Source organism: Prochlorococcus marinus str. MIT 9312 (genome assembly GCF_000012645.1).
Lineage (GTDB): Bacteria > Cyanobacteriota > Cyanobacteriia > PCC-6307 > Cyanobiaceae > Prochlorococcus_A > Prochlorococcus_A marinus_L.
In genome coordinates, this window is the sequence record NC_007577.1 from 1,445,483 (window position 1) to 1,472,105 (window position 26,623).

The window sequence follows — 26,623 nt, forward strand, 5'->3', positions numbered from 1 at the left end:
AAGGATTAAAGTCAAACTATCGAATCATTTAATTTAGTTATTTCAGAATTATCTCAAAAGGGTAATCTGCTTATGCAGAATGGTCTTAATAGTCCTGGTCCATTTACTATATTTTTGGTTTTCAGCGCAGGACTATTAACGAGTCTTGGACCATGTTCATTATCATTACTTCCAGTAACAATTGCTTATATAGGAGGAACAGAGAAAAATAAATTTAAACTTATTAGTTTTTCAGGAGGAGTAGTTTTTTCGCTTGTTGCACTGGGGGCTGCGAGTGGATTCTTAGGTAAAATATATGGGCAAATTCCATCTTATTACACATCATTTGTTGCCCTAATAGCAATAATAATGGGTTTAAATTTATTAGGAATTCTAAAGTTTCAGTTTCCGAATGGACCCGATCTAAAAAAAATAGAAGAAAAAATACCACCCCTCTTAGCACCTTTTACAATAGGAACTACTTTTGGACTAGCCTCTTCACCTTGCATCACTCCAGTTTTAGCTACTCTTTTGGCTTGGGTATCGCAAGCTAAAAACCCAATAATCTCAATTATTTTTTTATTTTTCTTCGGAATAGGCCAAGTCACTCCATTAATCATTGCGGGAGCCACGGCAGAAAACTTAAAAAAATTTTTAGAGCTTAGAAAATTTAGCCAAATAATTCCCACCTTAAGTGGGATATTTTTAGTTGCCCTAGGATTATTAAATTTATTTTCAAATTGGATCTAAATGATTATTTTTAAGAATCTAATTTTAAAAATATCAAGTTTAAGATTCGCTATATCACTGATAATCTTCATAGCCATTACAAGTGGCATAGGTACTTTTATACCTCAAGGTAATAGTAATAAATTCTATATTGATAATTTCGATAGTGCTCCCATTTTTGGATTTTTAGATGGAGAAAAAGTCTTAAAACTTCAATTGGATCATATATATACAAGCATTTGGTTTTTATTTACATTAATTCTTCTTTGCATTTCCTTATCAGCTTGTAGTTTCAGGAGACAAATTCCTTCATTAAAAGCTTCATTAAAATGGATTGAATACAATAACGAAAAAAAATTTAGCAAACTGCAATTAACTTCAAGTCACCCAATCAATCAAGATGGAGACCATATATCAAAAGTAGATTTATTACTTAAAAAAAGAGGATGGAAAACATACAAATTTAAAAGTCATATTTCTGCAAGAAGGGGTTTAATTGGAAAAATCGGTCCTTTAGTTGTACATATCGGATTAATAGTCTTGCTTCTAGGTTCAGCATATGGAAGTTTTACAAGTCAATCAAATGAACAATATTTATTGCCTGGAGAAAGTTTGGATCTTGTTAATGAGAGTACAAACTCAAAAGCGAATATTAAATTAGTCAATTTTTCTATAGAACGAGAAAGTGATGGTATACCCAAACAGTTTATTTCAAAGTTAAATTTTTCTTCTGAAGATCTAAATATAAATGAAATTAAAACCGCCAAAGTTAATCACCCAATCAGATTTAAAGGATTAACTATTTATCAAGCTGATTGGGCAATATCAAATGTTGTTTTAGAAATAGATAATATCCTTTATCAATTACAATTAAAGGAGATTCCCGAAATCGGCAATCAAGTTTGGGGAGTTTTAGTTGAATTAGGATCAGAGACAAAAAAAAATTTCCTTTTAACAATAGATAATGAAAATGGTCCTCTTAAAATTTCCAATGTAGAAAATTTTTCCGGGAATAATCTCTATATCAATGACAGACCCTTAGAAGTTAACTCTTCAAAAGTATCTCTGAAAAAAATAATCCCAAGCAGTGGATTAATAATTAAAAATGATCCTTCTATACCATTTATTTACTTTTCTTTTATTTTAATAATTTTTGGAACAATAATAAGTCTTATACCAACTAACCAATTATGGATTTTTGTGAATAAAGAATCACACAAGTTATCCATTGGAGGTCTTAGCAATAAAAATCTAGTTGGTTTTAAAAAAGAATTTTTTAAATTATCAGAAGAAATAAAAAATTTTTAATTTCTTTTCTGTCCACTAAAAATATCTAACTGCATTGAAACATTCCCCCTAGGGTTAAATGCAGCATTTAAATGTATCCAGTGAGGTGAGCCTTCATTCACTAAATCATCCATAATTCTATTAACAACTTCCTCATGTGATATTTTTATATCTCTAAAATTATTAATATAAAGCTTTAAAGACTTCAACTCATAGACACTCAAATTAGGTTGATAAATAATATTTAGCTTTGCAAAATCTGGATAACCAGAAAAGGGGCACTTACATGTGAATTCAGGTAACTGAATAGAAATTTCATAAATTCTTTTCTTATTTGGATTCTCAAAACAAATTATTTTTGATTCTTCAATAATTCTTTCACCATAAAGTGGTCTTTGCGTCGAATCATCTAATTTAGCTGTACTCATTTTTAGTAGAACTTATTTACTAAACCTATATAAAAAGATCAAAATCTGCAAAAATCACAACAAGCTTAAGTATTACAATTGAATAAGTCAAAAGCTGTTAAATCTTATTTTTGTATCATCTATAACATTCATAATGTCGCTTAAAAGGGTTATATGTGTTTAGTTCAATGAAAATTAATGGACATTTGTTTGATAACTATCGATAACAACTTAAATAAATCCCTTCAACCAAAAAGCGCAATTGGAATGTTATGGCTTCAAACACACTTTGAGAATGATCAGTGGGAAGCGTTGTCAAATAGTACAGTAATCATTTCCGAAGAAAATTCCCAATTATTAATTGAAGACGCCACGAATGCAGGTCTTAATATTAGATGTTTTTCTGATATTTCAATGTTGGATGTTTTCCCAAAAAACAATTAAAATAAGAATATTCAATCTTTAATCATGAAGAAAATTGAAGCAATCATACGTCCATTTAAGCTGGAGGATGTAAAAATTGCATTAGTCAACTCTGGTATTGTTGGAATGACAGTTAGTGAAGTCAGAGGTTTTGGAAGGCAAAAAGGACAAGTCGAAAGATATAGAGGTTCCGAATTTACTGTTGAATTCCTTCAAAAACTCAAAGTAGAAGTTGTCGTAGAAGATGAAAAGGTTAATTCAGTCATAGATGCGATTGCTGAAGCAGCAAAAACTGGAGAGATAGGTGACGGAAAAATATTCATCACATCAATTGATTCTGTTGTGAGAATTAGAACTGGTGACAAAGATGAAGAAGCTCTTTAATTCAAAGAGTTTCTTTTACTAAATTTTGTATATATTCACTATTAATTCTTGGATTTGATTCACTTCTTAAACACATCCAAGCTAGATATTCATGATTTCCAGCAGGACCTACCAGCGGAGAAGCTATCAAATTCTTAATATTCCATTGGAAATTCTCAGCAGCATAAATAACAGCCTCTATAGCCTCAGTGTGAAATTTAGGATTGCGAACAACACCACCTTTACTGACTTTATCTTTACCCACCTCAAATTGGGGTTTAATTAAAAATATTCCCTCAATACAATCACCTTCTAATAAATTACCAATAGATTTAAAAACTAACTTTAATGAAATAAAAGATAAATCAGCAACCACAAAATTTGGTAATTCATTACTTCTAGATAAAAGATCATTAGGTTTTAATTTTCGAATATTAGTTCGTTCAAAAAGTATGACTTTTGGGTTATTTCTAATCTTCCATGCAGTCTGTCCATAACCAACATCTATCCCATAAACTAACTTTGCTCCTTGTTGCAATAAGCAATCAGTAAATCCCCCAGTAGAGATTCCTGCGTCAAGACATATTTTATCTTTTACTTTAATTTCAAGTTTTTTAAATGCCTCCAATAATTTTTCGCCGCCCCTTGATACAAACATAGGTTCGGAATCAATAAAAAATTCAGATCCAATTAATACTTGTTGTCCAGGTTTATCCAATACTTTTCCATTTATATCTCTAACTTTGCCCGCAAGAATTAAACCTTGGGCTTTTTGACGAGTTTCACATAAACCTTTATTTAGAAGATAAAGGTCTAATCTACTTTTTTTAATCATCTATTACTCAATAAAAAAAGACTGAATAATGAATTTCTACAAGATTAAGATCCAGATTCTTTAATACCTTCCAATTTTAAATTAGAACTAAAAATTTACCCATTATTAACGAAAGGAATAAATGCAAACATTTTTATATTTAAGCTTTCATTATTAGCCAGAAAAATGTTACATAAGAAAATAATAAGCAGGCAAATATGTTCAATGGCAAGTACATCTTTAAGGTATAGGGCAATAATTCGATTTTGGTTATAAAGTTTAAATTGATAATTAATAAAAATTGTGATCGAGCGTTACACATTACCCGAAATGGGGGAAATCTGGACTGAAAGCGCAAAATTCCAGAGTTGGCTTAAGGTTGAAATAGCTGCATGTGAAGCAAATTTTTCCCTCGGGAAAATTCCTGAGAATGCAATGAAAGAGATACGTTCAAATGCAAAGTTTGATGAATCTAGAATTACAGAAATTGAGAAAGAAGTTAAACATGATGTCATAGCATTTCTTACAAGCGTTAATGAATTTGTAGGAGATTCTGGAAGATACATACATGTTGGTATGACCAGTAGTGATGTACTTGATTCTGGCTTATCTCTTCAGTTAAAAGATTCTTGCGAATTGTTATTAGAAGAAATTGAGAAATTAGAAAATGAAGTCAGATTATTAGCAAGGAAGCATAAAAATACATTAATGATTGGCAGATCTCATGCAATTCATGGGGAGCCAATTTCCTTCGGCTTTAAACTTGCTGGATGGTTAGCAGAAATAATAAGGAACAAAAAAAGATTGTTAACACTTAAAGAATCTGTAGCAATTGGACAAATAAGTGGTGCAATGGGAACTTATGCAAATACGAATCCCAAAGTAGAACAAATAACTTGTGATTTACTCGACTTAAAACCAGATACAGCAAGTACGCAGGTTATATCGAGAGACAGACATGCAGAATATGTGCAAACTATTGCACTAGTTGGCGCTTCTCTAGATAGATTCGCAACTGAAATCAGAAATTTACAAAGAACTGATGTTTTAGAAGTTGAGGAGGGTTTTACAAAAGGGCAAAAAGGAAGTTCTGCCATGCCTCATAAAAGAAATCCTATTAGAAGTGAAAGAGTAAGTGGTTTAGCAAGAATTTTGAGGAGTTACGTCTTAACAGCACTGGAAAATGTTCCACTTTGGCACGAGAGAGATATAAGCCATAGTTCAAATGAACGTATCATGTTACCTGACGTATCAATCTGTTTGCATTTTATGCTCAGGGAAATGAAAGATATAGTAAGCAATTTGGAAGTTTATCCAAAAAATATGCTCAAAAATTTAAATATATATGGTGGTGTAATCTTTAGTCAGAAAGTTTTACTTTTGCTTGTAGAGAAGGGCTTGTCTAGAGAAAAAGCTTATAGCTTAGTACAAAAAAATGCGCATCAGGCCTGGAATACTCAGGATGGGAATTTCAAACAAAATATAGAAAGAGATAATGAAATAATGGATTTTATTGATAAAAGTGACTTAGAAGAATGTTTTAATCCTTCAATTCATCTCAATAATTTAAGTGTAATATGGGAGAAGTTAGGTATCTAGGATTACTGAAAACCTTATCTAAGTTAAACCAGTGTTTTCAGAGGAATAATGACAAAAAACTTTAGGATTGAAAAAGATAGTATGGGAACTATAAAGGTTCCCATAGAAGCTTTGTGGGGAGCTCAAACACAAAGATCGATAATAAATTTTTCTATTGGAGAAGAATTAATTCCAATTGAGTTAATTTATTCACTAACCCTCATAAAAAAAGCTGCTTCAATTGCGAATTTCAATTTAGGTTTAATCGATAAAAGAAAAAAAGATTTGATTGTAGAGGCATGTACAGAAATACTTGATGGGATTCATGATTCACAGTTTCCCTTAAAAGTTTGGCAAACAGGCAGTGGCACGCAAACAAATATGAATGTAAATGAGGTAATTTCAAATATTGCAGCATTAAGAACAAATTCAGAGCTTGGTAGTCATCAACCAATTCATCCGAATGATGATGTAAATAAATCTCAGTCAACTAATGATACTTTTCCTGCTGCTATTCAAATATCTGTTGTTAATGAAATAATCAAAAATTTAGTTCCAACGATAAGAGAACTTACGAAGATCCTTGATAAAAAAAGTGAAGAATGGAAAGACCTTATAAAGATAGGAAGAACCCATTTTCAAGATGCAGTGCCCCTTACTTTTGGGCAAGAAATATCAGGATGGTCAGAGCAACTTAAAGATGCTGAGAATGCAATTATTATGAGCCTAAATGAATTGTATTTCTTACCTCTGGGAGGAACTGCAGTTGGTACAGGGATTAATTGTCCAAAAGGATTTTGTGAAGAGGCAATAAAATCAATTTCCGATGATACTAATCTAATGTTCTATAAATCAAAAAATAATTTTTCTATCATGGCCTCGCATGATCGTCTAGCTCAAGTAATGAGTCAGATAAAAATATTAGCAGGTGCATTATTTAAAATTTCAAATGATATAAAAATTCTATCTTCTGGTCCAAGATCAGGAATATATGAATTAATTATCCCTCAAAATGAACCTGGAAGTTCTATCATGCCGGGCAAAGTGAATCCGACTCAATGCGAAGCCTTATCAATGGTTTGCACTCAGATAATGGGTCTTGAATATGCAGTTTCAATGGCAAATTCTAGCGGTACTTTACAGATGAATGAATATAAGCCTTTGATTGGATTTAATATTCTTACAAGTTTAAAATTACTTAAAAATGCAATAGAAAACTTTAGAATAAAATTAGTTGATGGGATGGAACCTAATCAAAAGAAAATGAAGTTAAATTTAGAAAATTCACTAATGTTGGTTACAGCCATAGTGCCAAAAGTTGGTTATGAAAAAGCAGCTGAAATTGCAAACCTTGCCTTCAAAGAATCACTAAATTTAAAAGAGGCAACACTTAAATTAGGTTATTTAAACGAAGATGAATTTGATGAAGCAATGAATATTAATTCAATGATTTGATAAAAATTTAAGAATTATTGTCAATTCTTTTTGTTGCAGGATTAATATCTTCAGAGACTTTTATAAGATCATTTGATTCAGAAACAGGAAAACGATTAATAGCTTTTAATGCTAGCTTTGCTTTGCTTTTTAATTTATTACTAACACCAATACAGTATTGAACTTGAGAAAGGACATCAATTGATCTTCTAATAATCCTCACTACATCACCTTCGTCTAATGAAGTATTAAAAACCAAATCTTTCCATTTTTCCCCCCTTGCCCATGCAGAAATAATTCCAGTCAACTCTATTTCTAAATAAATAGGAATTTCAATATGAAACTTATTTTGTTGTGAAGCGACTAATTTTCTTAAACCATCTAATTCATTAAAAACATCTAATACCTTTAAAGAAGGCTTGAAATTACACCAAAGATTAGGCCTCCTTACATCAACACATATAGCTTGAATAATTGCAGCTAACTCAGGAGGATCTAAATCGTCCAAATAACCACTGACTAAAACAAGACCAATCCATAATTCATTTTCACTTCTTATTGCACAAACTGTTTGTCCAACTTCTGTCAATTCCAAATCATTTAAACAACCAAAATGATTCAAAATTTGAATCAAATCGGTAAAAGTTCTCCAGTTATGATTTTCTTTATCCCTAAGAAGTTTTTTTCTAATATTTATTTCTTGTTCAACATCAACAATTCTTTTTCTATATTTCTTTAATTTCCTGGAGTCTCCAAATCTATGTGCGGTATGATCAGTTACTTTTTCTTCTAAAGCATTAATTTGTTGCCGTTGTGCCAAAACTTCCGTTGTCAGATCATATTGTGGAGTTTGCAAATCATTTTTTTTTGAAACTTCTAAAATTCGATCCGCAAAACACTGCGACATATCATCTCCTCTAACAACCTCTCCAGAAAAATACATCTTTGGGGCTTCAAGTCCTAAGACATCAATTGCATCCAAATCATTAAAAATACTTACTATGTATGAAGCTTTTATAAGAATAAATAAATTATCAATTGTCAAACACAATAAACTCTTAATTTTTTGGGATTCATATATTTTCTTACAAATTAATCCTGGAACAATTTTTCTTTTAATTTGTGGAGCTTTGATTGAAATTAAACTTCCATCTTTAATATATGGGAGTGCATTAGTGATCTCTTCTGATAATTTTTCTGCCGCTTGTTTTTCTAAAATTTTCAAGAGTCTTCTCTCTTCTTTAAGACGATTTTTTAACTTTTCGTAGGCATCAAAATCATTCCATGAAACGTTAGATGTAATTTTTTTTAATTCAATTAAATCCTTATCTAAATTTTCAAGAATTGCATTATCACCTGAGGATTCATCTAAATATAAAAAACTACCAAAACTTCTTTTAATTAATTCTTTAGACTTCTCTAAAGTATAACTTTGTAAAAGATTAAGTACCATACCATAACTAGGAGTGAATTGACTCTCTAAAGAATTTGGTTTACTAATAGCCAGTGCACTTGCTTCTTTAGCTCCTTCGAATCTTGTTTGTAATGTAACAACATATCCTTGGGTATCTTTGCCTCTTCTTCCGGCTCTTCCTGACATTTGCAAAAATTCACTGCTAAATAATAATCTATGCCCATCTTCCGTCCTTTTTGATAAAGAAGAAATGACAGTGGTTCTTGCGGGCATATTAATTCCTGCAGCTAGAGTTTCAGTTGCAAAAACAACTTTTATCAAACCTTGCTGAAATAATTCCTCAACCAATTCTTTCCATGCAGGCAATAATCCAGCATGATGAGATGCAATACCGCGTTTTAATGCCTCGCATTGAGATTTATCTTTAATTGCCTCTTGATTATTTTTAAGATAAAGATCTAATTTTTGGGATATCATATTTGCTTCTGAATAACTTACTAAAGTTAAATCTTTTATATTCTCAATAGCCTTGTCACATCCTCTTCTACTAAAAATAAAATAAATAGCTGGCAACATATTTCGTTCAGCTAGTTTCGAGATCAAAAAGCCAATTGAGGGAGACTTTGGTTGCATTATCCTTCCCACTTTTCCTCTCTTTTTCTGCCCTTTAGGAGCTCTCCAAATCTTACAGTTTGGATGAATTCCATTACCCTTATTATTTAAAAGTGGATGGAGGCCTTTAACACTACAAAAAATAAAATCAAGTGGGACTGGTCTCTTATCACTATTAATTAGTACTGTGGGTCCATGAACTTTTTCTATCCAATTTTGTAGTTGATCTGCATTAGCTATTGTTGCTGATAAAGCTATTATTTGAGTTCTACTAGGGCAATGGATTATGGTTTCCTCCCAAACTGTGCCTCTTTGGGGGTCATTCATATAATGACATTCATCAAGAATCACAGATTCTAAATTTTCTAAGGGATCATCAAATTCATCAAATTCGCCATAAAGCATGTTCCTAAAAATCTCAGTCGTCATGACTAAGATTGGTGCTTCTCTATTTATACTAATATCGCCTGTTAAAAGGCCAACTTTATTCTCACCATATTGACTAGCAAAATCTCTAAACTTTTGGTTTGATAGGGCCTTTAAAGGCGTTGTATAAAAAACTCTGCTGTCATGAGATAAACCTCTATATATAGCAAATTCACCTATCAATGTTTTACCAGAACCTGTTGGCGCCGTTAAAACAAGAGAATTTCCGCTATTAATAGCTTGTATTGCCTCTAACTGGAAATCATCTAGCGGAAAGGGGAAATATTCCTCTAAATTAAGCAATAATTGTGATTGAAGAGAGGATGAGTTAACTTCTTAATATATGATCTATATAAATATTAATAAACAAAAAATACCTTGCAAACTTTAATAGTAAATCTAAATCTTTCTAATTAAATCCAATATATGTTATTTTGCCAAAATGAAAAAAATAAAAATTCCAAAAAATAGAACCCGTAAATTAAAAACATTTTCTTTAGGTAAAAAACCCTTCGAACTTCTAAGTTTAAATTCTCATAATAAAAAACTTATAGACTTATGCAGTAATGATTATTTTGGATTAAGTAGGGATAAGGATTTAATAAAAGCTGCTTACGAAATAAGCCTATTAGAAGGTATTGGTTCTGGAAGCTCTAGGTTTATTACAGGTTCAAGACCAATACATGAATTATTAGAGACAGAACTTGCCGAGTGGCTTGATCAACAGAAAGTATTACTTTTCCCAAGCGGATTTCAAGCAAATATAGCCGCTATCCAGGCTTTAGCAAACAGAAATAGTATCGTAATAGCTGATAAATTGATTCATAACTCTTTATTAGTGGGAGTCAAAGCTGCTCAAGCAAAACTGGTTCGATTTTCACACAATAATTTAAAAGATTTAGAAGAAAAAATTATTAAATTTAACCCTAAAAAAAATTCCATTTTAGTTGTTGTTGAATCTCTTTACAGCATGGAGGGATCAATAGCTCCGCTCAGAGAAATTTCAGAAATTTGCAAAAAAAATAGTGTTCAATTATTAGTTGACGAAGCCCATGCAATTGGGATATTGGGCCCTGAAGGTAGGGGGTTAAGTTTTAATTTACGTTCGGATATAACTATGATTACTGGAACTTTTGGGAAAGCATTTGGAAGCGGTGGAGCTTTCATAGCATCCAATTCAGAGATTGGTGAATATCTTATCCAAACAAGTGGTGCATTTAGGTATACAACTGCACTCGCTCCATCTTTAGCTGCTGGGGCACTAGAAGGTTTGAAAAAAATTTTAAAAAATAAAGAATGGGGTAATGATTTGTTATCTTCTGCGAAGGTATGGAAAGATGAAATTATTAGAAATTTTAGTTTTCCAGTTCAAGGAGATGCTCACATTTTATCAATTATTGTTGGACAAGAAGAGAATGCTATTTATCTACAAAAATATCTCGAAAAAAATGGGTTCCTAGCAGTTGCAATAAGACCTCCAACTGTTCCAGTTGGGCAATCAAGAATCAGAATAACAATAAGAAGAAACTTAGATCTTAATCTGCTAAAGCATTTCATTGCAGTATTAAAAGAGTTTAAATGAAACAAATTATTACTCAACATGGGTGGGGACTAAATCAACATTTCTGGGATGATTATAAAATTGATTTTTTAAAAAATAATTGGCATTGGCAAGATAATGAAAGAGGCTATTTTTCGAAAAATAATTATCAAGCAAAATGGATTAAAAGCGACTCTAAAAAACAAATCAGAATGACTTTATGCCATTCATATGGTTTTCATTTAATGGAAAAAACCATTTTAAAAGAAGCTACTCATATTGTTCTTATCAATTCTTTTAATAATTTTCTTCCTATAAATCATAAGAGAAGCTTTATTTTGAGGTCTCTAAAAAGAATGGAAACTAAAATCATAAAAAATGCACCTAAGGATATGTTGAAAGAATTTATACATAGATCATTTATGCCAAATGATATAAATAATAGTTTTAAAAATATCTTTTATAAAAGTTTAGAGAGTTTAAATAAAACTCTTCTTTTAAATGATTTAAAACAACTTTACCTCAATAGAGATTTTCCAGTATTTTTAAAAAAAGATTGCAAAATTATTTTTATAAAGTCAGAAAATGATTTGATTCTTGACAACGAATCAAATAATAACTTTTTAGATTTCTTCAATAGGACACTTATTAGGAAGCCAATTTTAATTAAATTAGCTCAACAAGGTCATTGCTTGAATAATTTAAATTTATACGAGATCTTGCTTAATACATTTAATGATTGAAATGGATAATAAAAAGTGGAGTGAGAAAATAAAAAATAATTTCAATGATGCTGCATATCGGTATTTAGAATATTCAAATATTCAAAAATTTTTTGCATCAAAGATTGTTCACTTTATTAAAGAATTAAATCCCCAAACAAAAGGTAAATGGATAGATCTTGGATCAGGACCAGGATTATTAGCTGACGAAATAGAAAAAGAATTTTCTTCTCAAAAAGTATGGAGAATTGATTTCAGCAAAAAAATGCTTCTTGAGAATAAATTATCTAGTAAAAGAATTTTATGGGATTTAAATAATGATTTACCCTCTGAAATTAATAACTGTTCTCTAATAACATCTAACTTTTGCATACATTGGTTAAACAACCCAGAAAAAATAATAAAAAATTGGTTTAGTAAATTAATGCCTGGTGGTTTTTTAGTTATTTCATATCCCACAAAAAATTGTTTCCCTGAATGGAAAGATACTTGTAGAAAAATTGATATTGAATATAGTGGTCTTAGTTTCCTCTACTACAAAGAATTGTTAAAAGATTTCAAGCCAAATGAAATACATTATTCAGAAAAGTTTAATTATCTAGAAAATTTTGAAGATGTATATAAGCTTTTTAGAAGCCTAATAAATTTAGGAGCACAATCAACAAACTGTAAACGCAAAACAGTGAAAGAGTTAAAAGAAATTCAAAAGTTTTGGCCAAAGAATTACAATAATACAGTTAACCTTTCATGGGAAATTGATATTCAAATCATAAAGAAATTATGAATGGTATTGATAGCATTTTCAAATTTATAATCTGTGGAACAGACACTGATATTGGTAAAACTTTAATAAGTTCTTTTTTTGTTAGAGGATTAAATTCTTTTTATTGGAAGCCTATACAAAGTGGTATTGAATCGCAAACTGATAGTCAAACTGTTGAAACACTTGCACAAGTGAGTAGAGAGAAGATAATCAAAGAAGCTTATGTGTTCACAAAACCTTTATCTCCACATTGGGCTTCTGAAATAGATCAAAAAACTATTAATTTTGACATGTTGAGAATACCAAAAGTAAAAGGCTCATTAATTTTAGAAACAGCAGGTGGATTAATGGTTCCAATAACACGCAATTTTTTGCAAATAGATCAAATAAAACAATGGAACCTTCCAGTAATACTTGTATGTAAGAGCTCACTTGGCACTCTAAACCATACTCTGCTTAGTATTGAGGCCTTAAAACGAAGAAATATTGAGATTTTAGGTTTAGTTGTTAACGGCGAAAAACACTTAGATAATCCAAAAACACTAGTTGAATTTAGTGGAATCCCTTTAATTACTGAGTTCCCTTACATCAAAAAAATTGATTCAAATAATTTGGATATACTATGGAAAGAACTTGACATCAAAAATAAGTTGGTCTCACTTTTAAACTCAAAAATAAGTTAAATGAAATCTTTGGATTCAAACACTCCAAATCAAGATTGGCATCCAAATATTTGGCCTCCTTTTACTCAAATCAATACCAGCAAACCGCAAATAGAAGTAACTCATGGTAAAGATGCCCTCCTATTTACTAAAGATCCTAAAAAAGAGCTGATAGATGCAATAAGTAGTTGGTGGGTAACTCTTCATGGCCATAGTAACGAATACATTGCGAATGCCATTTTCGATCAAGCAAAAAACCTTGAGCAAGTTATCTTTGCTGATTTCTTACATCCGCAGGCAAGAAAATTGGCAGAAAGGCTTAGTAAATTAACAAAACTAGAACGATTATTCTTTTCTGATAACGGTTCTACTGCAGTGGAAGTAGCTTTAAAAATCGCCTTCCAATCATGGCAAAATAGAGGAGAGACAAGATCTCAAATAGTAGCTTTTGATGGTGCATATCATGGCGATACATTTGGTGCAATGGCACTAGGTGAAAGAAATATTTTTAATGAAAATTTCGATGATCTTATGTTCCCAGTTAGGAGAGTCCCATGGCCTTCAACTTGGATTAATGATGATGAAGTAGAAAACAAAGAAAATGAAGCAATCCAAAAATTAGAAACTCTTCTTAAAACTCCTACAGTAGCAGTCATCCTTGAGCCACTTGTTCAAGGAGCAGGAGGAATGAATATGGTTAGGGCTCAGTTTATTAAAAAAGTTTCAGAAACTGTAAAAAATAATAATTCTTTGTTAATTGCCGATGAAGTATTAACTGGGTTTGGAAGATGTGGAAGCCTTTTCGCATTTCAAAAAGCAAAAATCATTCCTGATTTAATAAGTATCTCAAAAGGCTTAACTGGTGGATTTTTACCAATGGGAATAACTTTATGTAAAGAAAAAATTTTTCAATCCTTTATTGATGATTCCCCAAAAAAAACTTTTTGGCATGGACATAGTTTTACTGCTAATCCTTTAGGTTGTGCTGCGGCAAACGCTAGCCTTGATTTATTAGAAAAAGAACCAAACAAATATCTTTCATTTGAAGAAAAACATTTATCTCATTTAATTAAATTTAAAAAATTACCTTATATAAAAAAGATAAGAGTATCTGGAACCATTGCTGCCTTCGATTTAGAAATTGGGAATAAAAGAGGTTATTTTAATAATATTGGGAAAGAAATCAAGAGTCTAGCGATGGAGGAAGGTTTATTTATTAGGCCCCTCGGGAATGTTATTTACCTCTTGCCGCCTCTTTGTATAACAGATGATCAATTAGAAAAAAGTTACTGGATAATTAGTAAAATCTTAGACAATCTATAGATACAAATTTAAGGTCCCTGAAGTATTGCATTTTCCACATCTTCTCTATTAATGCAATAAGAAAATAGTCTTTTAGTTTCTTGTCCTTCACTTTCCCAGATAACACATAAATCTTCTTGTTCAAAAATAATAGTTGCATTCCAATTTGAAAGTAAAAGATACCATTTAGATGGATTAGTAATATCCTTCAAAGCACCTAAATCAGTTAGCCACAATTCTAATGATTGAAGTGAATTTTGATTGATAGGTTTTTTAGAGGGATGCACAGACTTTTTTAAGAAATTATTTAATTAACCAAATGGGTATTGTATCTAATTCTTTTCCAGTAAAAGACGCAATAAAAATTGAACAAATCAAACTTATAGAAATGATGATAATCAAAAGAAATAACGAAAACAATTCTCCATTTGAAAAAGGTCTTCTATTCCCTATTAAATTTTGATTATTAGAATCCATTACTAAATTATTTAAAACATTAGTACTATTTTTACTTCTAGATTTTTCTTTTATTTTCTCATCATATATTTTCCTCAAATTAAAATTATTTAAATTTTCATAAGCCTCTAAAACTTCTTGAAATTTACTTTTCGCAACATCTATTTCTAATGAAGTTGTATCAGGATGCAACTCAATGGAAAGTTTACAAAATGCCTTTCTTAATTCATGATTTGATGCATTTTCATTTACACCTAAAATTTTGTAATAGGAAGTTTCCGATTTCAAAATAATCTTTTATTAATATTGTAATTCTAATAAATTTTTACTAAATAGAATGTATTTAATGCAAGGTAAAAATTTATATTTATAACGAAATGAAAAAACAAAACATTCCGAAAGAGATTTCTGAATTCATAACTAAAGAAGAAATAGTTATGTTTCAAGAATTACAAATTAAAATTGCAGAATTAAACAATAAAACCAATCTAACAAGATTAATTAAAGGGGATGATTATTGGATATCTCAAGTATTTGACAGCATTTGGCCATTTAAAACTTTCCCGAATATTAATTTTGATAATAAAAAGTTTTTAGATATTGGATCTGGTTGTGGCTTCCCTGGTTTAGCTTATGCCATAACTCATCCTAATTCAGAGATATACCTGATTGATTCTTCAAAAAAGAAAACAGATGCGCTAAAACTCTTAATTAAAGAGATCAATTTCAAAAACAATATTCATATAATCAATGATCGTATTGAAAACTTAGCCCATCAATCGTCAATGAGAAATAGTTTCAATATAGCTACCACTAGAGCGGTGAGTAATCCATCAACAGTTTCAGAATATATACTACCAATGCTAAAAAAAGAAGGGTTAGGAGTTTTATATTGTGGCAAATGGACTGATGAAGAAAATAAAAATCTGGATAAAACCTTAGAAATATTAGAAGGAAAATTTAAAGAGACAAAGAAGATTTTGTTACCAAGAAGTAAAGGTACCCGAAATATTATTCTTATTCAACCTAAAAATTTATGTCCTGAAATTTACCCACGAAAAATTGGCAAACCTGAGAAACATCCATTATGAAATTATTTTTTTGATAATCTTTTAGCAACTTGATCTCCAAACTTTTCTTTTAAGGTTCTCAATTTATTTATAACTTTTTTTGGATTTATATGGCCTTCTAAAACTTTTAATAATTGACCTTCAGCAACATCCACATCTATTAAATTGGCGTTACATCCTGGGAACCAATGACTTCCATTACCTAGCAATTGATATCTAGCCCTTGCAAATCCTTCCATATCCAACGAATCTATTAAATTTGAAAGCCAAAGCAAAACGGGAATATTAATATTTCCTGGCGTATATTCCCAACTCGGTAAATTTCTATTCCAATTTTGATACCACTCTAAGCCTAAAGCACTAATTGATTCCTGTCTTAATCTTTTTATTATCTTTGGAACATACTTCTCAGATTCTGATAGCAACGAGACAGCTTCTAAATGAAGATCAAAATCTGCCTCTTTTGCAATACCGACACTAAGAGTGTGGACGTTTTTATTTCTTAAGCAAAAAAGATCATTGAAAACTATAGGATGAAGTGGCTTACAAAATTCCAACATTTTTATTGAAGGAGTATGAAGATGTCCCCCTTTATCCGTGGGACTTATTATGAAAACCCCAAGATCATACTTATTTGCTAAATTTATAGCCTTTGTATTTTCTTGATTGATGAAATACCAGTGCAAATTTACATAATCAAATAAGTTTGTTGATATAGCCTTCTCAATAAGTGAAGATTTTCCATGGGACGAAAATCCAATAGATCCAATTAAATTTTCTTTTTGCAAATTCCTTAAAATGTCAATACAACCTCCATCTTTAACAGCCTGATGTAAATGTTGATCTGTATTAATGCCATGTATTGCTAGCAAATCAATTCTTTTAACTTTCAATTTTTCCATACTTGTCATAACATCTCTCTCAAAAATTTCTGGATCACTATTTGGAGGAATCTTTGTTTGAATAATGTTTGGGATTTTTTTAGTATTTTGAAAACCTATTCCTAATTGCACCTCAGAAGTTCCATAATACTTAGCAGTTTCTATATGATGTAAGCCATATTTGTTTGCCATGTTTAATATATTTTCTACTTTATTTTGTTCTTCATATGAAATCTCAGAAAAATCTAATTGATCCCAACTTTTTTGAAATCTCATACCACCCAAAGATAAAATAGGCATCTTCAGATTGGTTCGACCAAATCTACGATATTCCATTTTTAAAATTAATGCTTATTCATTCTTGGGGGTTTTCCAAATGATTGAAACATATCCCTATCGAGACTATTCTCTAAATCTTCCAATTCTTCAAACTTGACCCAGTTAATACAATCAACAGGACATGTATCTATTGCTTCTTGTATAAGATCAATACTATCTCCGTCTTGTCTAACAGCTCGACTTCTACCATGAAATTCATCAACTATGAAAGTGTTTGAAGCAACGTGTACACAATATTTACAACCAATACACTTAGCCTCATCAACCCATACAGCTTTTTCGGCTAACTGACCGCCTAAAACAGCCTCCCAGCCTGTAATTTCGATATTCTCTGCAACGTTATCCAATGGATCAGTAAAATCCATACTCTGCCATTAGTTATCCCACTTGGTTAAAACCAATTCAATAGAACCGTCATTTTTGTTTTTTTGTTCAACAATTTGATAACCATCCTCTTTTGTTTTGGAAATAATTGTTTGGTAAGCATACATTTGAGTAACTTTAGAAATAAATCTTTCTACTGGTAGCTCAAATTTCCATAGATCAAGATCGGTAACTAATTCATATGCATTTGAATTATTGTCCCATTTAAATCCAATTTTAGTATCTCCAGGTAAATTCATACTTATATCAACAGCTGTAAATTTGCCCCTATAGCCTTTAACAAACTTTTCTTCTTGATTAATATTATAACCGAGGTTATTTAAAGCCTTAATTAATGGCTCTGCTTCTTTGAGCTGCGTTTTAATCGTACTAAAATGTGACATTAGATTCCTTGTTATGTTGATTTAAGTTTTCATTTTGATGAGAGATGAAAGCATCAGATGTTTTATTCTTTACTGTTACTTTGCCGAGAGCATCTTCAAGATTTTTTGTAACTTCATTACATGAATTACCAGTAAATCCTTCAACAGTCTCTTCAACTCTTCCGTCTTGATGAATTTTGAATCTCAATGTTTTTTGAGGCATTAAATTCAAGTACTGAATGTTTTAACTTTAAATATAATAACGAAAAAATTTTGTTTCAGTTGGTACAAGTTAATTAATTTTTAATTTTTATATTGAATATCTGATATATTTATTTTGAGCTACATTCTACGAAAAATAAATTAAGAAATTTAATTATAAAAACCTTGCATCCCCATTGAATCCAAGGCAGTTTTTGCTTCTTCCATAACGGATGGCTCTTTATCGAAAAGGGCTATCTTGGTACATTCATCAACGAAACTTTCTTGAAATGTATTGTTTAATTTTTCGTACAACCTACACAATGACCAAATGCAATTACTTCTTACACCTGATTCATTATCTATCTTTAAACTTATTAAAAGCTGTTCTGCTGCTAATTGAGCGTTTTCCAGAGAAACATTTCCAATTTCAGCTAAAGAACTAGATGACCATAACCTTACTGCAGCTACATCGTTCTTTAAAGCACTAATTAATGGCTGTAAAACAATTTGGTCATCATAATTAGCTAAGCTCCATGCAGTCGCCCTCCTAACATAAGCATTATCATCAGTCTCCAAAAGGCTGACAAGTTTCTTTACTGCGCTAGGACATGGATTACGACCTAAAGCATATACCGCACTCATTCTTTCAACAGGGCAAGGTTGATCAAGTAATGGTAACAAAAGGGGAAAAGATCTTTTATCTCTATATTCACAAAATATTCTTAACCCCTGTATTCTTTCTTCTCTGTTACCTTCAAGCATTTTTAAAGCTTCATTGCACTCTTGAGTTATATTGAAACCTTTTGAAAAAGCATCTTCATCAATTTGCTCTAAAGGATCTATTTCAATCTCTAAAGCCAATTCTCTCGCTAAAACATCTGGATCAACTGCAATTTCAGCTAGACTTTCTTTTTTAGGATCCTTATTTTTTGTCATTTTCAAAAACTAAAAATATTAATTTATGGGAGCAGGCGACATCATATCTCCTGGCAACCAAATTCTTGCACTAACTGCAAAGAAAGCAATCCCAAAAAGTGCGACGATAGCGAAAGGTAAAATTTTTGTCTTAATAAAACCCAAAGATTCAAAATTATTTAAGTCAATAATAACCTGTTTAATATACTTTTAAAGAATTATTCTTAGATAATATTATTTATTTCTTGCATTTTGTCTTAACTGACCACATGCTGCATTTTTATCTAAACCTCTACTTTTTCGAAAGCTAACAGTGATACCATTATTAGAAAGTCTAGATTGAAATAATTGAAGATTTTTTAAAGATGCTCGTTTAAATTCAACCTCATCAATTTGGTTGTACTGTATTAAATTGACGTGGCATTGAAAACCTCTTAGCAAATTACTCAATTCGTTGGCATGTTCTAATTTGTCATTAACCCCACTTAGCATTAAATATTCAAAACTTACCCTCCGACCAGTATCTTTTACAAATTGCTTAGAGTCTTCAATTATATTTTTGATCTCGTAGTTTTTTGCGCTTGGTATTATGGTTTCCCTTGTTTTCTGATTTGAAGCATGTAGGCTAATTGCTAATGTAAATTGACAATTACCTAAAATTTGAAAAGACCTTGCTGATAATTTACTCATCATTTTTGGAACAGCAACTGTGCTTACAGTTATCTTTCTCTGACTAATCTGAAAATCCTCATTTATTGATCTTATTGACAAAAGCAATTCATCAATATTCAACAATGGCTCGCCCATTCCCATGAAAACAATATTAGTCACTTTTCTATTCATTTCATTTTCAATAAATAAAATTTGATCTAAGATTTCACTTGCTTTTAAAGATCTCTTCAAACCCTCTTTCCCCGTTGCGCAAAATTTGCAGTCCATAGGACATCCAACTTGACTCGACAGACATGCAGTTAGCCTTTTTTCAGTGGGTATGCCGACACACTCAATGCTTTCATTATCATTTGTAGACAGTAACAACTTTAAAGTGCCATCATTGGCCAACTTTTTTTCTTGAAAACTAAGTTCACTTACTTTAAAACCATCATCCTTTAACTTTTTTCTGAAATCTAAAGGTAAAACTTCTATTTGATCAATATTTTTATTCTTATTTCTATAGTTATATATCCAACTGTAGATTTGGCGACCTCTAAAAGCAGCCTGGCCATAATCTAAAGCTATATTTTCTAAATCTTTAATGCTACTTCCAAGAAGATTTTTCAAATTATTAATTCTTTAGTTAAAAACTATTTTCACCATAACAGCAAACCATGTTTTAAAAAGAATTCTGTAAGAATAAGCGCAATAAATCCAATCATGGCCGCTCTTCCATTAAGTCTTTCATTATAAAAATGAAATCCATAACGGGGTAATTTTCTTTTGGGGACAATCTCTGGCTTAATCATGACTTCCGAATTAAAAATCTATTCTAGTCACTAAAAATGATAATAGATAGTATTTATTCATCAGACAGAAGCCCCTCCTCTTGTAATCCCTCCAATGCAGCAGGATCTGGTAATTGATCTTCAGAAAATTGATTTTCAGCACTAGGTCTTGCAAAGGCAGCAAAATTACTTGAAGAGGGATCGATTCCATGTCGGTTTCGCGTAGTCTCCAAATCTTCATCACTAGGATCGTCAAGAATTGCAGTAGAGCTTACAGCAGGTGATTGTGGCATATCAACTGTATAGTCTGGCCTTAAGTTCTGTGCTCTTCTATATCCACCTGATTCTTCAGCAAGAATATCGGGATGGGGACCTGCCTCTGAGGCTAATTCCTCTACAAATCCGCTAAACCCAGTACCTGCAGGTATTAGTCTACCGATAATAACATTTTCTTTTAAACCTCTTAACCAATCAGATTTACCTTCAATTGCGGCTTCTGTAAGAACCCTTGTAGTTTCTTGGAATGATGCTGCTGATATAAAGCTATCTGTATTAAGAGAGGCTTTAGTGATACCCAACAAAACAGGAGTGAATTCTGCTGGCGCTCCTCCTGTAATTGCCATTGCTTGATTTGTATCTTCCACTTGCCTCAACTCTATAAGTTCGCCAGGCAAGAGAGTAGTATCCCCAGCATCTTCTATACGAACTTTACTTGTCATCTGTCTAACAATAACTTCAATATGTTTATCATCGATTGCGACACCCTGTGATTTATAAACGTTTTGTACTTCGTTTACCAAACTTCTCTGTAGTTTTGATATAGATTCTCGAGCTGCATCTATTAAAGGTTTTTGATCTCTTATATCGCTAAAGTAACAATCTAATAATTCATGCGGATTAATTGGTCCGTCAGTTAAAACTTCTCCACCTGTAACTTGTTGTCCATCACTGACCATTATATTTTTCCCTGGTAATAGTTGATATTCGTTTACTAAATCATCTTTTTCAATCACCGATAAAGAAACTGATTCTTCATCATTACCTTGTTTGATCTGAACAACTCCAGATTTGTTACACAAGATAGCAGAATCTCTGGGTCTCCTAGCTTCTAATAATTCTTCAATTCGAGGCAATCCTTGAACAATATCTCCAGTTTTCTGCCTTTCAAAAACGAGTAACGCCAAACCATCTCCCCTGAGGACTAAATCTCCGTCTTCAACATGTAAAACTGAATCAGGAGAAACCATATATGGCCTGCCAATTCTTAAGGTCACTGAACTGCTAGAAACTTCTTCAATTTCTCCACATGAAATAGCTTTTTCAGAACCACTAATAGGATCACCATCAACTACACGATCACCGACTTTAACAACAGCTTTATTGCTAATCTTAATTTTAATCTTATCTTCTTCTCTTTCTACGATTAACCTTCTTATGGGATCATCCTCAACAACATTTGGTAATTGAACCAATCCCTTTTCTTTACAAAGAATTTGAGTAGTAGCTATTACATCTCCTGCTTTAACTAATGTATTATTTTTGACTTGCAATTCTGTATGTGTTGAGCCATGACTAGAATCAGACATAGTGTCTCTTCTAACAAGAATAGACTCTAAAATGACTAAATTTAATCGATTAATTGAAGCATCATTTTCATCTTCCATCGACTCGACATCAATAGTCATTTGAGGAGTAGCATTAAAGCTTTCAATACTTAAATGTGTTCTAAGCAATTCAACTCCGTCTACTGATTTTATCAATTCACCATCTTTGTAGGTAAGTCTTTGGATAGCTTTTAAGCCTAAATGTGGTCCTTTTTCCTGCTTAACATGTGATAAATTGGGTAATTGTGCTTGATCAGGAATATTGAATTCTTCTACAGTTCTTAATAATAAGCCTCTACCTTTTGATGTTTCTAATTTCTGAACAAATAATATTTCTTTATTATCAATACCATCCAAAATCTTTTCGCCAGGATTTACTAAATTGCCTTCTTCTGTAAATCTATTCAAAACTTCTTCATCATCACACTCATGAAAAGTTCCATTTCTTACAGTTATTTCACGGAGAATATCATTTTTCTGAGTCACCGTAACAATTCCTGATGTTTGACTAAAAATATCTTTTACAACTTCAGTTCCTGCTTCAATCCATTTCATATCCTCAGTCATTAGAAGGGATATATCCTTGTTGATTTCATGTGTCTCCTGGGGAATCCAAAGCAACGTTCCGCCTTGACTAACTTCAAAACCATTTTTAGATGATCTTGCTTTTTTGACACTTAATCCCGGTGAGTATTTGACTAGCCCGCCAGTTTTTGTGCGGAACCTTTCATCTGTTAAATCTGCTATAACCTGACCATTACTAACTTTACTACCAGGAGCAGTGTTCAAACGATATAAAGTTCCATCACTAGATTCCAAATTATAAATTTGGCCTGAGTGTGTAGATTCTTCAATTAATTTAAAATTATTTAAAGACATTGAAGTAGTAACAATTTGAACTTCTCTCGAATCTCCTACTGATTCTCTTAATCGAACTTGGCCACCAAACTCACTTGATTGACTTGCCTCTGCTAAAACAGTTCCTTCAACTACAGACTTTCCAGATGAGACAACTGGTCTTGCATTAGGTGGTAAGTTATAAACATCTCCAGCTAAAACCCATAAGCGGCCCAACCTTTGTGCTTTTAAAGTAATATTTCCCTGTCTATCTGTAACCTCCTTTGGTTGAATAACCTTGTCGTACTTGACTTGCCCAGCCAAATCACAAACAACATCTTTTGTTGCTTTTTCCACGCTCTTCTTAACAGCTCCAGCAATAATTTGAGCAACTGTAATATCAGAACTAATTTCTTCACCATCATCTACGAATAAGAGTGATCCACTAGAAACTTCAACTTTTTGAGACTTGTTAGAATTATTTCCTTGAGGAACTATTTTTAATATAAAATCAACTTCCGCTTGTTTAGCTTCTACGCCATGTGGAGTCCTATAACCTCTAACCTTCGCTTTTGAACTAAATTCGACTCTACCAGAAATCTTTGATCTTACTACTCCACTTTCAGCAGTTGATACCCCTCCAGTATGGAAAGTTCTCATTGTCAATTGAGTCCCCGGTTCCCCAATAGATTGAGCTGCAATAATTCCTACTGCCTCACCCAAGTCAACCAGATGATTATGAGCCAAAGCCCATCCATAACATCTCCTACAAACCGATCTATTCGCTTCACATGTTAATGGCGATCTTATTTTTACTTTTGTAATAGATGCTGTCTCAATTTTTCCTGACAATGCAGGATCAATTGCAGTATTTTGAGGAATAATTAATTTTTCTTCAGAATCTAAAATGTCCTCAGCGGTAAGTCTACCAAGAAGCCTTGCTCCAAATTTACCATCTTCAGCTTCAACAACTATTGATCTTTCTGTTCCACAGTCTTCTTCTCTAACAATTACATCTTGAGCAACATCAACTAATCTTCGAGTCAAATAACCAGAATCTGCAGTTCTCAAGGCAGTATCTACTAAGCCTTTCCTTGCTCCATAAGAAGAAATTACATATTCAGTAACAGTCAGTCCCTCTCTAAAGTTTGTTCTTATTGGCAGGTCAATGATTTCTCCTTGAGGATTAGCCATCAATCCTCTCATACCAACAAGTTGTCTCACCTGAGACATATTACCCCTTGCTCCTGAATTGGCCATCATCCAAACGGAATTTAGAGGATCATTTTGATTGAAATTATCCTTAACAGCGTCCACTAATCTTTCATTAGTTTCAGTCCATGTATCAATAACTTTTGTATGTCTCTCAACTTCTGTAATTTCACCAAGTCTATAGCATTCTTCTGTAGCAGATATTTGCTCTTCAGCTTGTCCTATCAAATCTTGTTTAGCTGCAGGAACTTTTAAGTCATCTACTGAAATGGACACTGCAGCTTGAGTAGCATATTTAAAGCCTAAGTCCTTTAAATTATCAGCCATGGCTGCGGTTATAGCAGTGCCATGAGTTTTATACGCCCAAGAGACTAAATTTTTTAATGCTTTCTTATCAACCACTTTATTCTTGAAAGATGGAGGAGTCTTAGCTAAAGGAGGCATTGTAAGTGGAATATTCTTTTTTGAGTTTTTCGTAGTTTTACGTACTCTGGAAGTTTTTTTTGGTTTAGATGATGTCATGATTTTTAGATGAATGAAAAATAGTTTTAAAGATTACGTTTTAGATACAGAATCAATGATGGTATAGTTCATAACTACTCTCCCTACAGTTGTCAAAACAAATCTACTAATTAAATTATTCTGTGAGTCAAATCTGTCTCTTCTTAACTTCCACATTTCTAATCTTGAGCCATCTTCTAGCTCTTCAATTTTTTGTGGTTTACTCATTTCGTCCTCATCTTCAACTTCTCCATTAAATCTAACCCATACCCATTCATGTAAGCTGAGTCTTTTATCTTCAAACGCAAAAATAACATCCTCTAGTGAAGCAAAAGTAGATTTATTATCTCCAAAATCAGGTTTTTGATAATTAGGTTGCAGAGCAGTCAGATAATAAGATCCCAAAACCATATCCTGTGATGGAGTAACAATTGGTTCCCCAGTAGCAGGAGAGAGAATGTTATTACTAGCCAACATCAGCATGCGTGCTTCAGTTTGTGACTCTAAAGCTAAAGGAACATGAACTGCCATTTGATCACCATCAAAGTCAGCATTAAATGCAGGACAAACTAAAGGATGAAGTTGAATTGCTCTACCTCCAACTAATTTTGGTTCGAAAGCTTGAATTCCTAACCTATGAAGAGTAGGCGCTCTATTTAAAAGAATTGGGTGGCCTTCAATTACTTCCTGAAGTACTTGCATAACTTCATCATCAGCTTTTTGTATTAATTTTTTTGCAGCTTTAATATTATTCACAATATTCTGGCGAATTAATCTATGAATTACAAAAGGTTGGAAGAGCTCAATCGCCATTTCCTTTGGAAGACCACACTGATGCATTTTTAATTTAGGGCCCACAACTATTACAGATCTTCCTGAATAGTCAACACGCTTACCGAGAAGATTCTGTCTAAATCTTCCTTGTTTTCCTTCAATGATGTCACTAAGGGACTTAAGAGCTCTATTGTTTGCTCCAACAACAGTCCTTCCCCTCCTTCCATTATCTATAAGAGCATCAACTGCCTCTTGAAGCATTCTTTTTTCATTTCTTACGATAATTTCAGGAGCTAAAATTTCTTGTAGCCTAGCTAATCTATTATTTCTATTTATAACTCTTCTGTAAAGATCGTTTAAATCAGAAGTTGCGAATCTTCCCCCATCAAGCTGGACCATAGGTCTAAGATCTGGAGGTATCACTGGAATTGCATCTAGGACCATCCATTCTGGTTTTGCATTAGTTGCAATGAAATTATCAATAACTCTTATCCTTTTAATAAGTTTTGCCCTTTTCTGTCCCTTACTTTGTGTAATTTCTTCTCTCAGCTCCTCGGCAATCTGATTTAGATCAAGGTCTTCAAGTAACTGCTTAAGGGCCTCGGCACCAATACCAACAAAAGGCTCATTCTCAATAGTTGAATCTTCAGCATAGATTTCATCTTCAATTTCCAACCATTCATCTTCAGTGAGTAATTGCTTATATTTGAGTTCTTTATGATCACCCGGGTCTAAAACAACATAACAATTAAAATAAACTATTTGTTCTACATCTCTTAGTGGAATATCCAAAAGGATAGCAACGTAACTAGGAATTCCCTTCAAATACCAAACATGGGAAACTGGAGCAGCAAGTTTTATATAGCCCATCCTATGTCTTCTTACTCTACTTTCAGTTACTTCAACCCCACACCTTTCACAAACAATCCCTCTATGTCTAACTCTTTTATATTTACCACAATGACATTCCCAATCTTTAGAAGGCCCAAATATCTTTTCACAAAACAATCCATCCATTTCTGGTTTAAGAGTCCTGTAATTAATAGTTTCAGGTTTTGTAACTTCCCCCACCACTTGTCCATTGGGTAATGTCCTCTGTCCCCAATCCATTATTCTTTGTGGAGAAGCTATTGAAATTTTGACGTAATCAAAGTGATTTTCAGTTCTTAAGTTGCTGTTTGTCATTT

The 26,623-nt window shown here is 32.1% G+C and carries 27 protein-coding genes; 12 read left to right on the forward strand and 15 right to left on the reverse strand.

The window, feature by feature from the left end; translation table 11 throughout:
* Positions 1 to 72 precede the first annotated feature (72 nt).
* Positions 73 to 729, forward strand: a complete 657-nt coding sequence (locus PMT9312_RS08000) for a cytochrome c biogenesis protein CcdA (RefSeq protein WP_011377094.1) — start codon at positions 73 to 75, stop codon at positions 727 to 729.
* The gene (locus tag PMT9312_RS08005; RefSeq protein ID WP_011377095.1) at positions 730 to 2,016 is read left to right on the forward strand and encodes a cytochrome c biogenesis protein ResB; all 1,287 of its coding nucleotides are present in this window, start codon (positions 730 to 732) and stop codon (positions 2,014 to 2,016) included.
* Here PMT9312_RS08005 and queF read toward each other — a convergent pair.
* Positions 2,013 to 2,423 carry a preQ(1) synthase gene (gene queF / locus PMT9312_RS08010; protein ID WP_011377096.1) on the reverse strand — a complete coding sequence of 137 codons (411 nt, stop codon included), beginning with the start codon at positions 2,421 to 2,423 and terminating at the stop codon, positions 2,013 to 2,015. The two genes, PMT9312_RS08005 and queF, sit on opposite strands and share 4 nt — an antisense overlap.
* Before the next feature lie 177 nt (positions 2,424 to 2,600).
* Here queF and PMT9312_RS08015 point away from each other — a divergent pair, with 177 nt between their 5' ends.
* Together PMT9312_RS08015 and PMT9312_RS08020 are read left to right on the forward strand one after the other, a co-directional pair.
* Positions 2,601 to 2,846: a hypothetical protein gene (locus PMT9312_RS08015; protein ID WP_011377097.1), complete on the forward strand. Its 246-nt coding sequence runs from the start codon at positions 2,601 to 2,603 to the stop codon at positions 2,844 to 2,846.
* A gap of 24 nt (positions 2,847 to 2,870) precedes the next feature.
* Positions 2,871 to 3,209 (forward strand): P-II family nitrogen regulator, encoded by a 339-nt coding sequence (locus PMT9312_RS08020; RefSeq protein WP_011377098.1) that lies wholly within the window; start codon positions 2,871 to 2,873, stop codon positions 3,207 to 3,209.
* Position 3,210: 1 nt separating this feature from the next.
* Here PMT9312_RS08020 and PMT9312_RS08025 read toward each other — a convergent pair whose 3' ends face one another.
* Positions 3,211 to 4,023, reverse strand: a complete 813-nt coding sequence (locus tag PMT9312_RS08025; protein ID WP_011377099.1) for a TlyA family RNA methyltransferase — start codon at positions 4,021 to 4,023, stop codon at positions 3,211 to 3,213.
* Between the two features lie 282 nt (positions 4,024 to 4,305).
* Here PMT9312_RS08025 and purB point away from each other — a divergent pair, with 282 nt between their 5' ends.
* Together purB and PMT9312_RS08035 are read left to right on the forward strand one after the other, a co-directional pair.
* Positions 4,306 to 5,601, forward strand: a complete 1,296-nt coding sequence (purB, locus tag PMT9312_RS08030) for an adenylosuccinate lyase (RefSeq protein ID WP_011377100.1) — start codon at positions 4,306 to 4,308, stop codon at positions 5,599 to 5,601.
* Between the two features lie 48 nt (positions 5,602 to 5,649).
* Positions 5,650 to 7,035: a class II fumarate hydratase gene (locus PMT9312_RS08035; protein WP_011377101.1), complete on the forward strand. Its 1,386-nt coding sequence runs from the start codon at positions 5,650 to 5,652 to the stop codon at positions 7,033 to 7,035.
* Between the two features lie 7 nt (positions 7,036 to 7,042).
* Here PMT9312_RS08035 and PMT9312_RS08040 read toward each other — a convergent pair whose 3' ends face one another.
* A complete protein-coding gene (locus PMT9312_RS08040; RefSeq protein WP_011377102.1) occupies positions 7,043 to 9,769 on the reverse strand; it encodes a DEAD/DEAH box helicase in 2,727 nt (908 codons plus the stop codon).
* Positions 9,770 to 9,908: 139 nt separating this feature from the next.
* On the opposite strand from PMT9312_RS08040, the gene PMT9312_RS08045 reads away from it, so the two are divergent.
* Genes PMT9312_RS08045 through bioA form a run of 5 tightly spaced genes read left to right on the forward strand, consistent with a single transcriptional unit; the run spans position 9,909 to position 14,476 of the window.
* The gene (locus PMT9312_RS08045) at positions 9,909 to 11,048 is read left to right on the forward strand and encodes an aminotransferase class I/II-fold pyridoxal phosphate-dependent enzyme (RefSeq protein ID WP_011377103.1); all 1,140 of its coding nucleotides are present in this window, start codon (positions 9,909 to 9,911) and stop codon (positions 11,046 to 11,048) included.
* Positions 11,045 to 11,749 (forward strand): hypothetical protein, encoded by a 705-nt coding sequence (locus tag PMT9312_RS08050; RefSeq protein ID WP_011377104.1) that lies wholly within the window; start codon positions 11,045 to 11,047, stop codon positions 11,747 to 11,749. The genes PMT9312_RS08045 and PMT9312_RS08050 overlap by 4 nt, the downstream gene beginning before the upstream one ends.
* A complete protein-coding gene (locus PMT9312_RS08055) occupies positions 11,742 to 12,512 on the forward strand; it encodes a methyltransferase domain-containing protein (protein WP_011377105.1) in 771 nt (256 codons plus the stop codon). The genes PMT9312_RS08050 and PMT9312_RS08055 overlap by 8 nt, the downstream gene beginning before the upstream one ends.
* The gene (bioD, locus tag PMT9312_RS08060; RefSeq protein ID WP_011377106.1) at positions 12,509 to 13,174 is read left to right on the forward strand and encodes a dethiobiotin synthase; all 666 of its coding nucleotides are present in this window, start codon (positions 12,509 to 12,511) and stop codon (positions 13,172 to 13,174) included. Before PMT9312_RS08055 ends, bioD begins: the two co-directional genes overlap by 4 nt.
* On the forward strand, positions 13,175 to 14,476 hold the full coding sequence (gene bioA / locus PMT9312_RS08065; protein ID WP_011377107.1) for an adenosylmethionine--8-amino-7-oxononanoate transaminase: 1,302 nt from the start codon (positions 13,175 to 13,177) through the stop codon (positions 14,474 to 14,476). It abuts the gene before it with no gap.
* A gap of 8 nt (positions 14,477 to 14,484) precedes the next feature.
* Here the strand turns inward: bioA and PMT9312_RS08070 are convergent, their stop codons facing one another.
* On the reverse strand, positions 14,485 to 14,742 hold the full coding sequence (locus PMT9312_RS08070; RefSeq protein WP_011377108.1) for a DUF3143 domain-containing protein: 258 nt from the start codon (positions 14,740 to 14,742) through the stop codon (positions 14,485 to 14,487).
* 16 nt (positions 14,743 to 14,758) lie between these two features.
* Positions 14,759 to 15,199, reverse strand: a complete 441-nt coding sequence (locus tag PMT9312_RS08075; protein ID WP_011377109.1) for a J domain-containing protein — start codon at positions 15,197 to 15,199, stop codon at positions 14,759 to 14,761.
* Positions 15,200 to 15,288: 89 nt separating this feature from the next.
* On the opposite strand from PMT9312_RS08075, the gene rsmG reads away from it, so the two are divergent.
* Complete coding sequence (gene rsmG, locus PMT9312_RS08080; protein WP_011377110.1) at positions 15,289 to 16,002, forward strand: 16S rRNA (guanine(527)-N(7))-methyltransferase RsmG; 714 nt, start codon at positions 15,289 to 15,291, stop codon at positions 16,000 to 16,002.
* A gap of 2 nt (positions 16,003 to 16,004) precedes the next feature.
* Here rsmG and PMT9312_RS08085 read toward each other — a convergent pair whose 3' ends face one another.
* The 10 genes from PMT9312_RS08085 to PMT9312_RS08125 all read right to left on the reverse strand — a co-directional run bounded on the left by PMT9312_RS08085 (position 16,005) and on the right by PMT9312_RS08125 (position 26,621).
* A complete protein-coding gene (locus PMT9312_RS08085; RefSeq protein WP_011377111.1) occupies positions 16,005 to 17,198 on the reverse strand; it encodes an aldo/keto reductase in 1,194 nt (397 codons plus the stop codon).
* A gap of 8 nt (positions 17,199 to 17,206) precedes the next feature.
* Entirely contained in the window at positions 17,207 to 17,566 is a 360-nt protein-coding gene (locus PMT9312_RS08090) for a ferredoxin (RefSeq protein ID WP_011377112.1), read from the reverse strand.
* Positions 17,567 to 17,575: 9 nt separating this feature from the next.
* Positions 17,576 to 17,968 (reverse strand): DUF1257 domain-containing protein, encoded by a 393-nt coding sequence (locus PMT9312_RS08095; RefSeq protein WP_011377113.1) that lies wholly within the window; start codon positions 17,966 to 17,968, stop codon positions 17,576 to 17,578.
* Positions 17,955 to 18,170: a DUF2997 domain-containing protein gene (locus tag PMT9312_RS08100; RefSeq protein ID WP_011377114.1), complete on the reverse strand. Its 216-nt coding sequence runs from the start codon at positions 18,168 to 18,170 to the stop codon at positions 17,955 to 17,957. Before PMT9312_RS08100 ends, PMT9312_RS08095 begins: the two co-directional genes overlap by 14 nt.
* Before the next feature lie 149 nt (positions 18,171 to 18,319).
* Positions 18,320 to 19,087, reverse strand: coding sequence for a HEAT repeat domain-containing protein (locus tag PMT9312_RS08105; RefSeq protein WP_011377115.1), 768 nt, complete (start codon positions 19,085 to 19,087; stop codon positions 18,320 to 18,322).
* Between the two features lie 18 nt (positions 19,088 to 19,105).
* Complete coding sequence (locus PMT9312_RS10095) at positions 19,106 to 19,231, reverse strand: hypothetical protein (RefSeq protein ID WP_263890856.1); 126 nt, start codon at positions 19,229 to 19,231, stop codon at positions 19,106 to 19,108.
* Between the two features lie 69 nt (positions 19,232 to 19,300).
* Positions 19,301 to 20,347, reverse strand: a complete 1,047-nt coding sequence (gene rlmN / locus PMT9312_RS08110; RefSeq protein ID WP_011377116.1) for a 23S rRNA (adenine(2503)-C(2))-methyltransferase RlmN — start codon at positions 20,345 to 20,347, stop codon at positions 19,301 to 19,303.
* Positions 20,348 to 20,376: 29 nt separating this feature from the next.
* Positions 20,377 to 20,529 carry a high light inducible protein gene (locus tag PMT9312_RS08115; RefSeq protein WP_011377117.1) on the reverse strand — a complete coding sequence of 51 codons (153 nt, stop codon included), beginning with the start codon at positions 20,527 to 20,529 and terminating at the stop codon, positions 20,377 to 20,379.
* Between the two features lie 53 nt (positions 20,530 to 20,582).
* A complete protein-coding gene (locus tag PMT9312_RS08120) occupies positions 20,583 to 24,683 on the reverse strand; it encodes a DNA-directed RNA polymerase subunit beta' (protein ID WP_011377118.1) in 4,101 nt (1,366 codons plus the stop codon).
* 33 nt (positions 24,684 to 24,716) lie between these two features.
* Positions 24,717 to 26,621, reverse strand: coding sequence for a DNA-directed RNA polymerase subunit gamma (locus PMT9312_RS08125; protein WP_011377119.1), 1,905 nt, complete (start codon positions 26,619 to 26,621; stop codon positions 24,717 to 24,719).
* Positions 26,622 to 26,623 lie beyond the last annotated feature (2 nt).

Coding starts and splice junctions, on each gene's coding strand:
- PMT9312_RS08115 (WP_011377117.1), bottom strand. CDS start 20,529: ATGATTAAGCCAGAGATTGTCCCCAAAAGAAAATTACCCCGTTATGGA.
- queF (WP_011377096.1), bottom strand. CDS start 2,423: ATGAGTACAGCTAAATTAGATGATTCGACGCAAAGACCACTTTATGGT.
- rsmG (WP_011377110.1), top strand. CDS start 15,289: ATGAAAAAACAAAACATTCCGAAAGAGATTTCTGAATTCATAACTAAA.
- PMT9312_RS08000 (WP_011377094.1), top strand. CDS start 73: ATGCAGAATGGTCTTAATAGTCCTGGTCCATTTACTATATTTTTGGTT.
- PMT9312_RS08100 (WP_011377114.1), bottom strand. CDS start 18,170: ATGCCTCAAAAAACATTGAGATTCAAAATTCATCAAGACGGAAGAGTT.
- bioD (WP_011377106.1), top strand. CDS start 12,509: ATGAATGGTATTGATAGCATTTTCAAATTTATAATCTGTGGAACAGAC.
- PMT9312_RS08085 (WP_011377111.1), bottom strand. CDS start 17,198: ATGGAATATCGTAGATTTGGTCGAACCAATCTGAAGATGCCTATTTTA.
- PMT9312_RS08015 (WP_011377097.1), top strand. CDS start 2,601: ATGGACATTTGTTTGATAACTATCGATAACAACTTAAATAAATCCCTT.
- PMT9312_RS08005 (WP_011377095.1), top strand. CDS start 730: ATGATTATTTTTAAGAATCTAATTTTAAAAATATCAAGTTTAAGATTC.
- PMT9312_RS08055 (WP_011377105.1), top strand. CDS start 11,742: ATGATTGAAATGGATAATAAAAAGTGGAGTGAGAAAATAAAAAATAAT.
- PMT9312_RS08120 (WP_011377118.1), bottom strand. CDS start 24,683: ATGACATCATCTAAACCAAAAAAAACTTCCAGAGTACGTAAAACTACG.
- PMT9312_RS08035 (WP_011377101.1), top strand. CDS start 5,650: ATGACAAAAAACTTTAGGATTGAAAAAGATAGTATGGGAACTATAAAG.
- PMT9312_RS08105 (WP_011377115.1), bottom strand. CDS start 19,087: ATGACAAAAAATAAGGATCCTAAAAAAGAAAGTCTAGCTGAAATTGCA.
- PMT9312_RS08045 (WP_011377103.1), top strand. CDS start 9,909: ATGAAAAAAATAAAAATTCCAAAAAATAGAACCCGTAAATTAAAAACA.
- PMT9312_RS08025 (WP_011377099.1), bottom strand. CDS start 4,023: ATGATTAAAAAAAGTAGATTAGACCTTTATCTTCTAAATAAAGGTTTA.
- PMT9312_RS08050 (WP_011377104.1), top strand. CDS start 11,045: ATGAAACAAATTATTACTCAACATGGGTGGGGACTAAATCAACATTTC.
- PMT9312_RS08020 (WP_011377098.1), top strand. CDS start 2,871: ATGAAGAAAATTGAAGCAATCATACGTCCATTTAAGCTGGAGGATGTA.
- PMT9312_RS08090 (WP_011377112.1), bottom strand. CDS start 17,566: ATGGATTTTACTGATCCATTGGATAACGTTGCAGAGAATATCGAAATT.
- PMT9312_RS08095 (WP_011377113.1), bottom strand. CDS start 17,968: ATGTCACATTTTAGTACGATTAAAACGCAGCTCAAAGAAGCAGAGCCA.
- PMT9312_RS08125 (WP_011377119.1), bottom strand. CDS start 26,621: ATGACAAACAGCAACTTAAGAACTGAAAATCACTTTGATTACGTCAAA.
- bioA (WP_011377107.1), top strand. CDS start 13,175: ATGAAATCTTTGGATTCAAACACTCCAAATCAAGATTGGCATCCAAAT.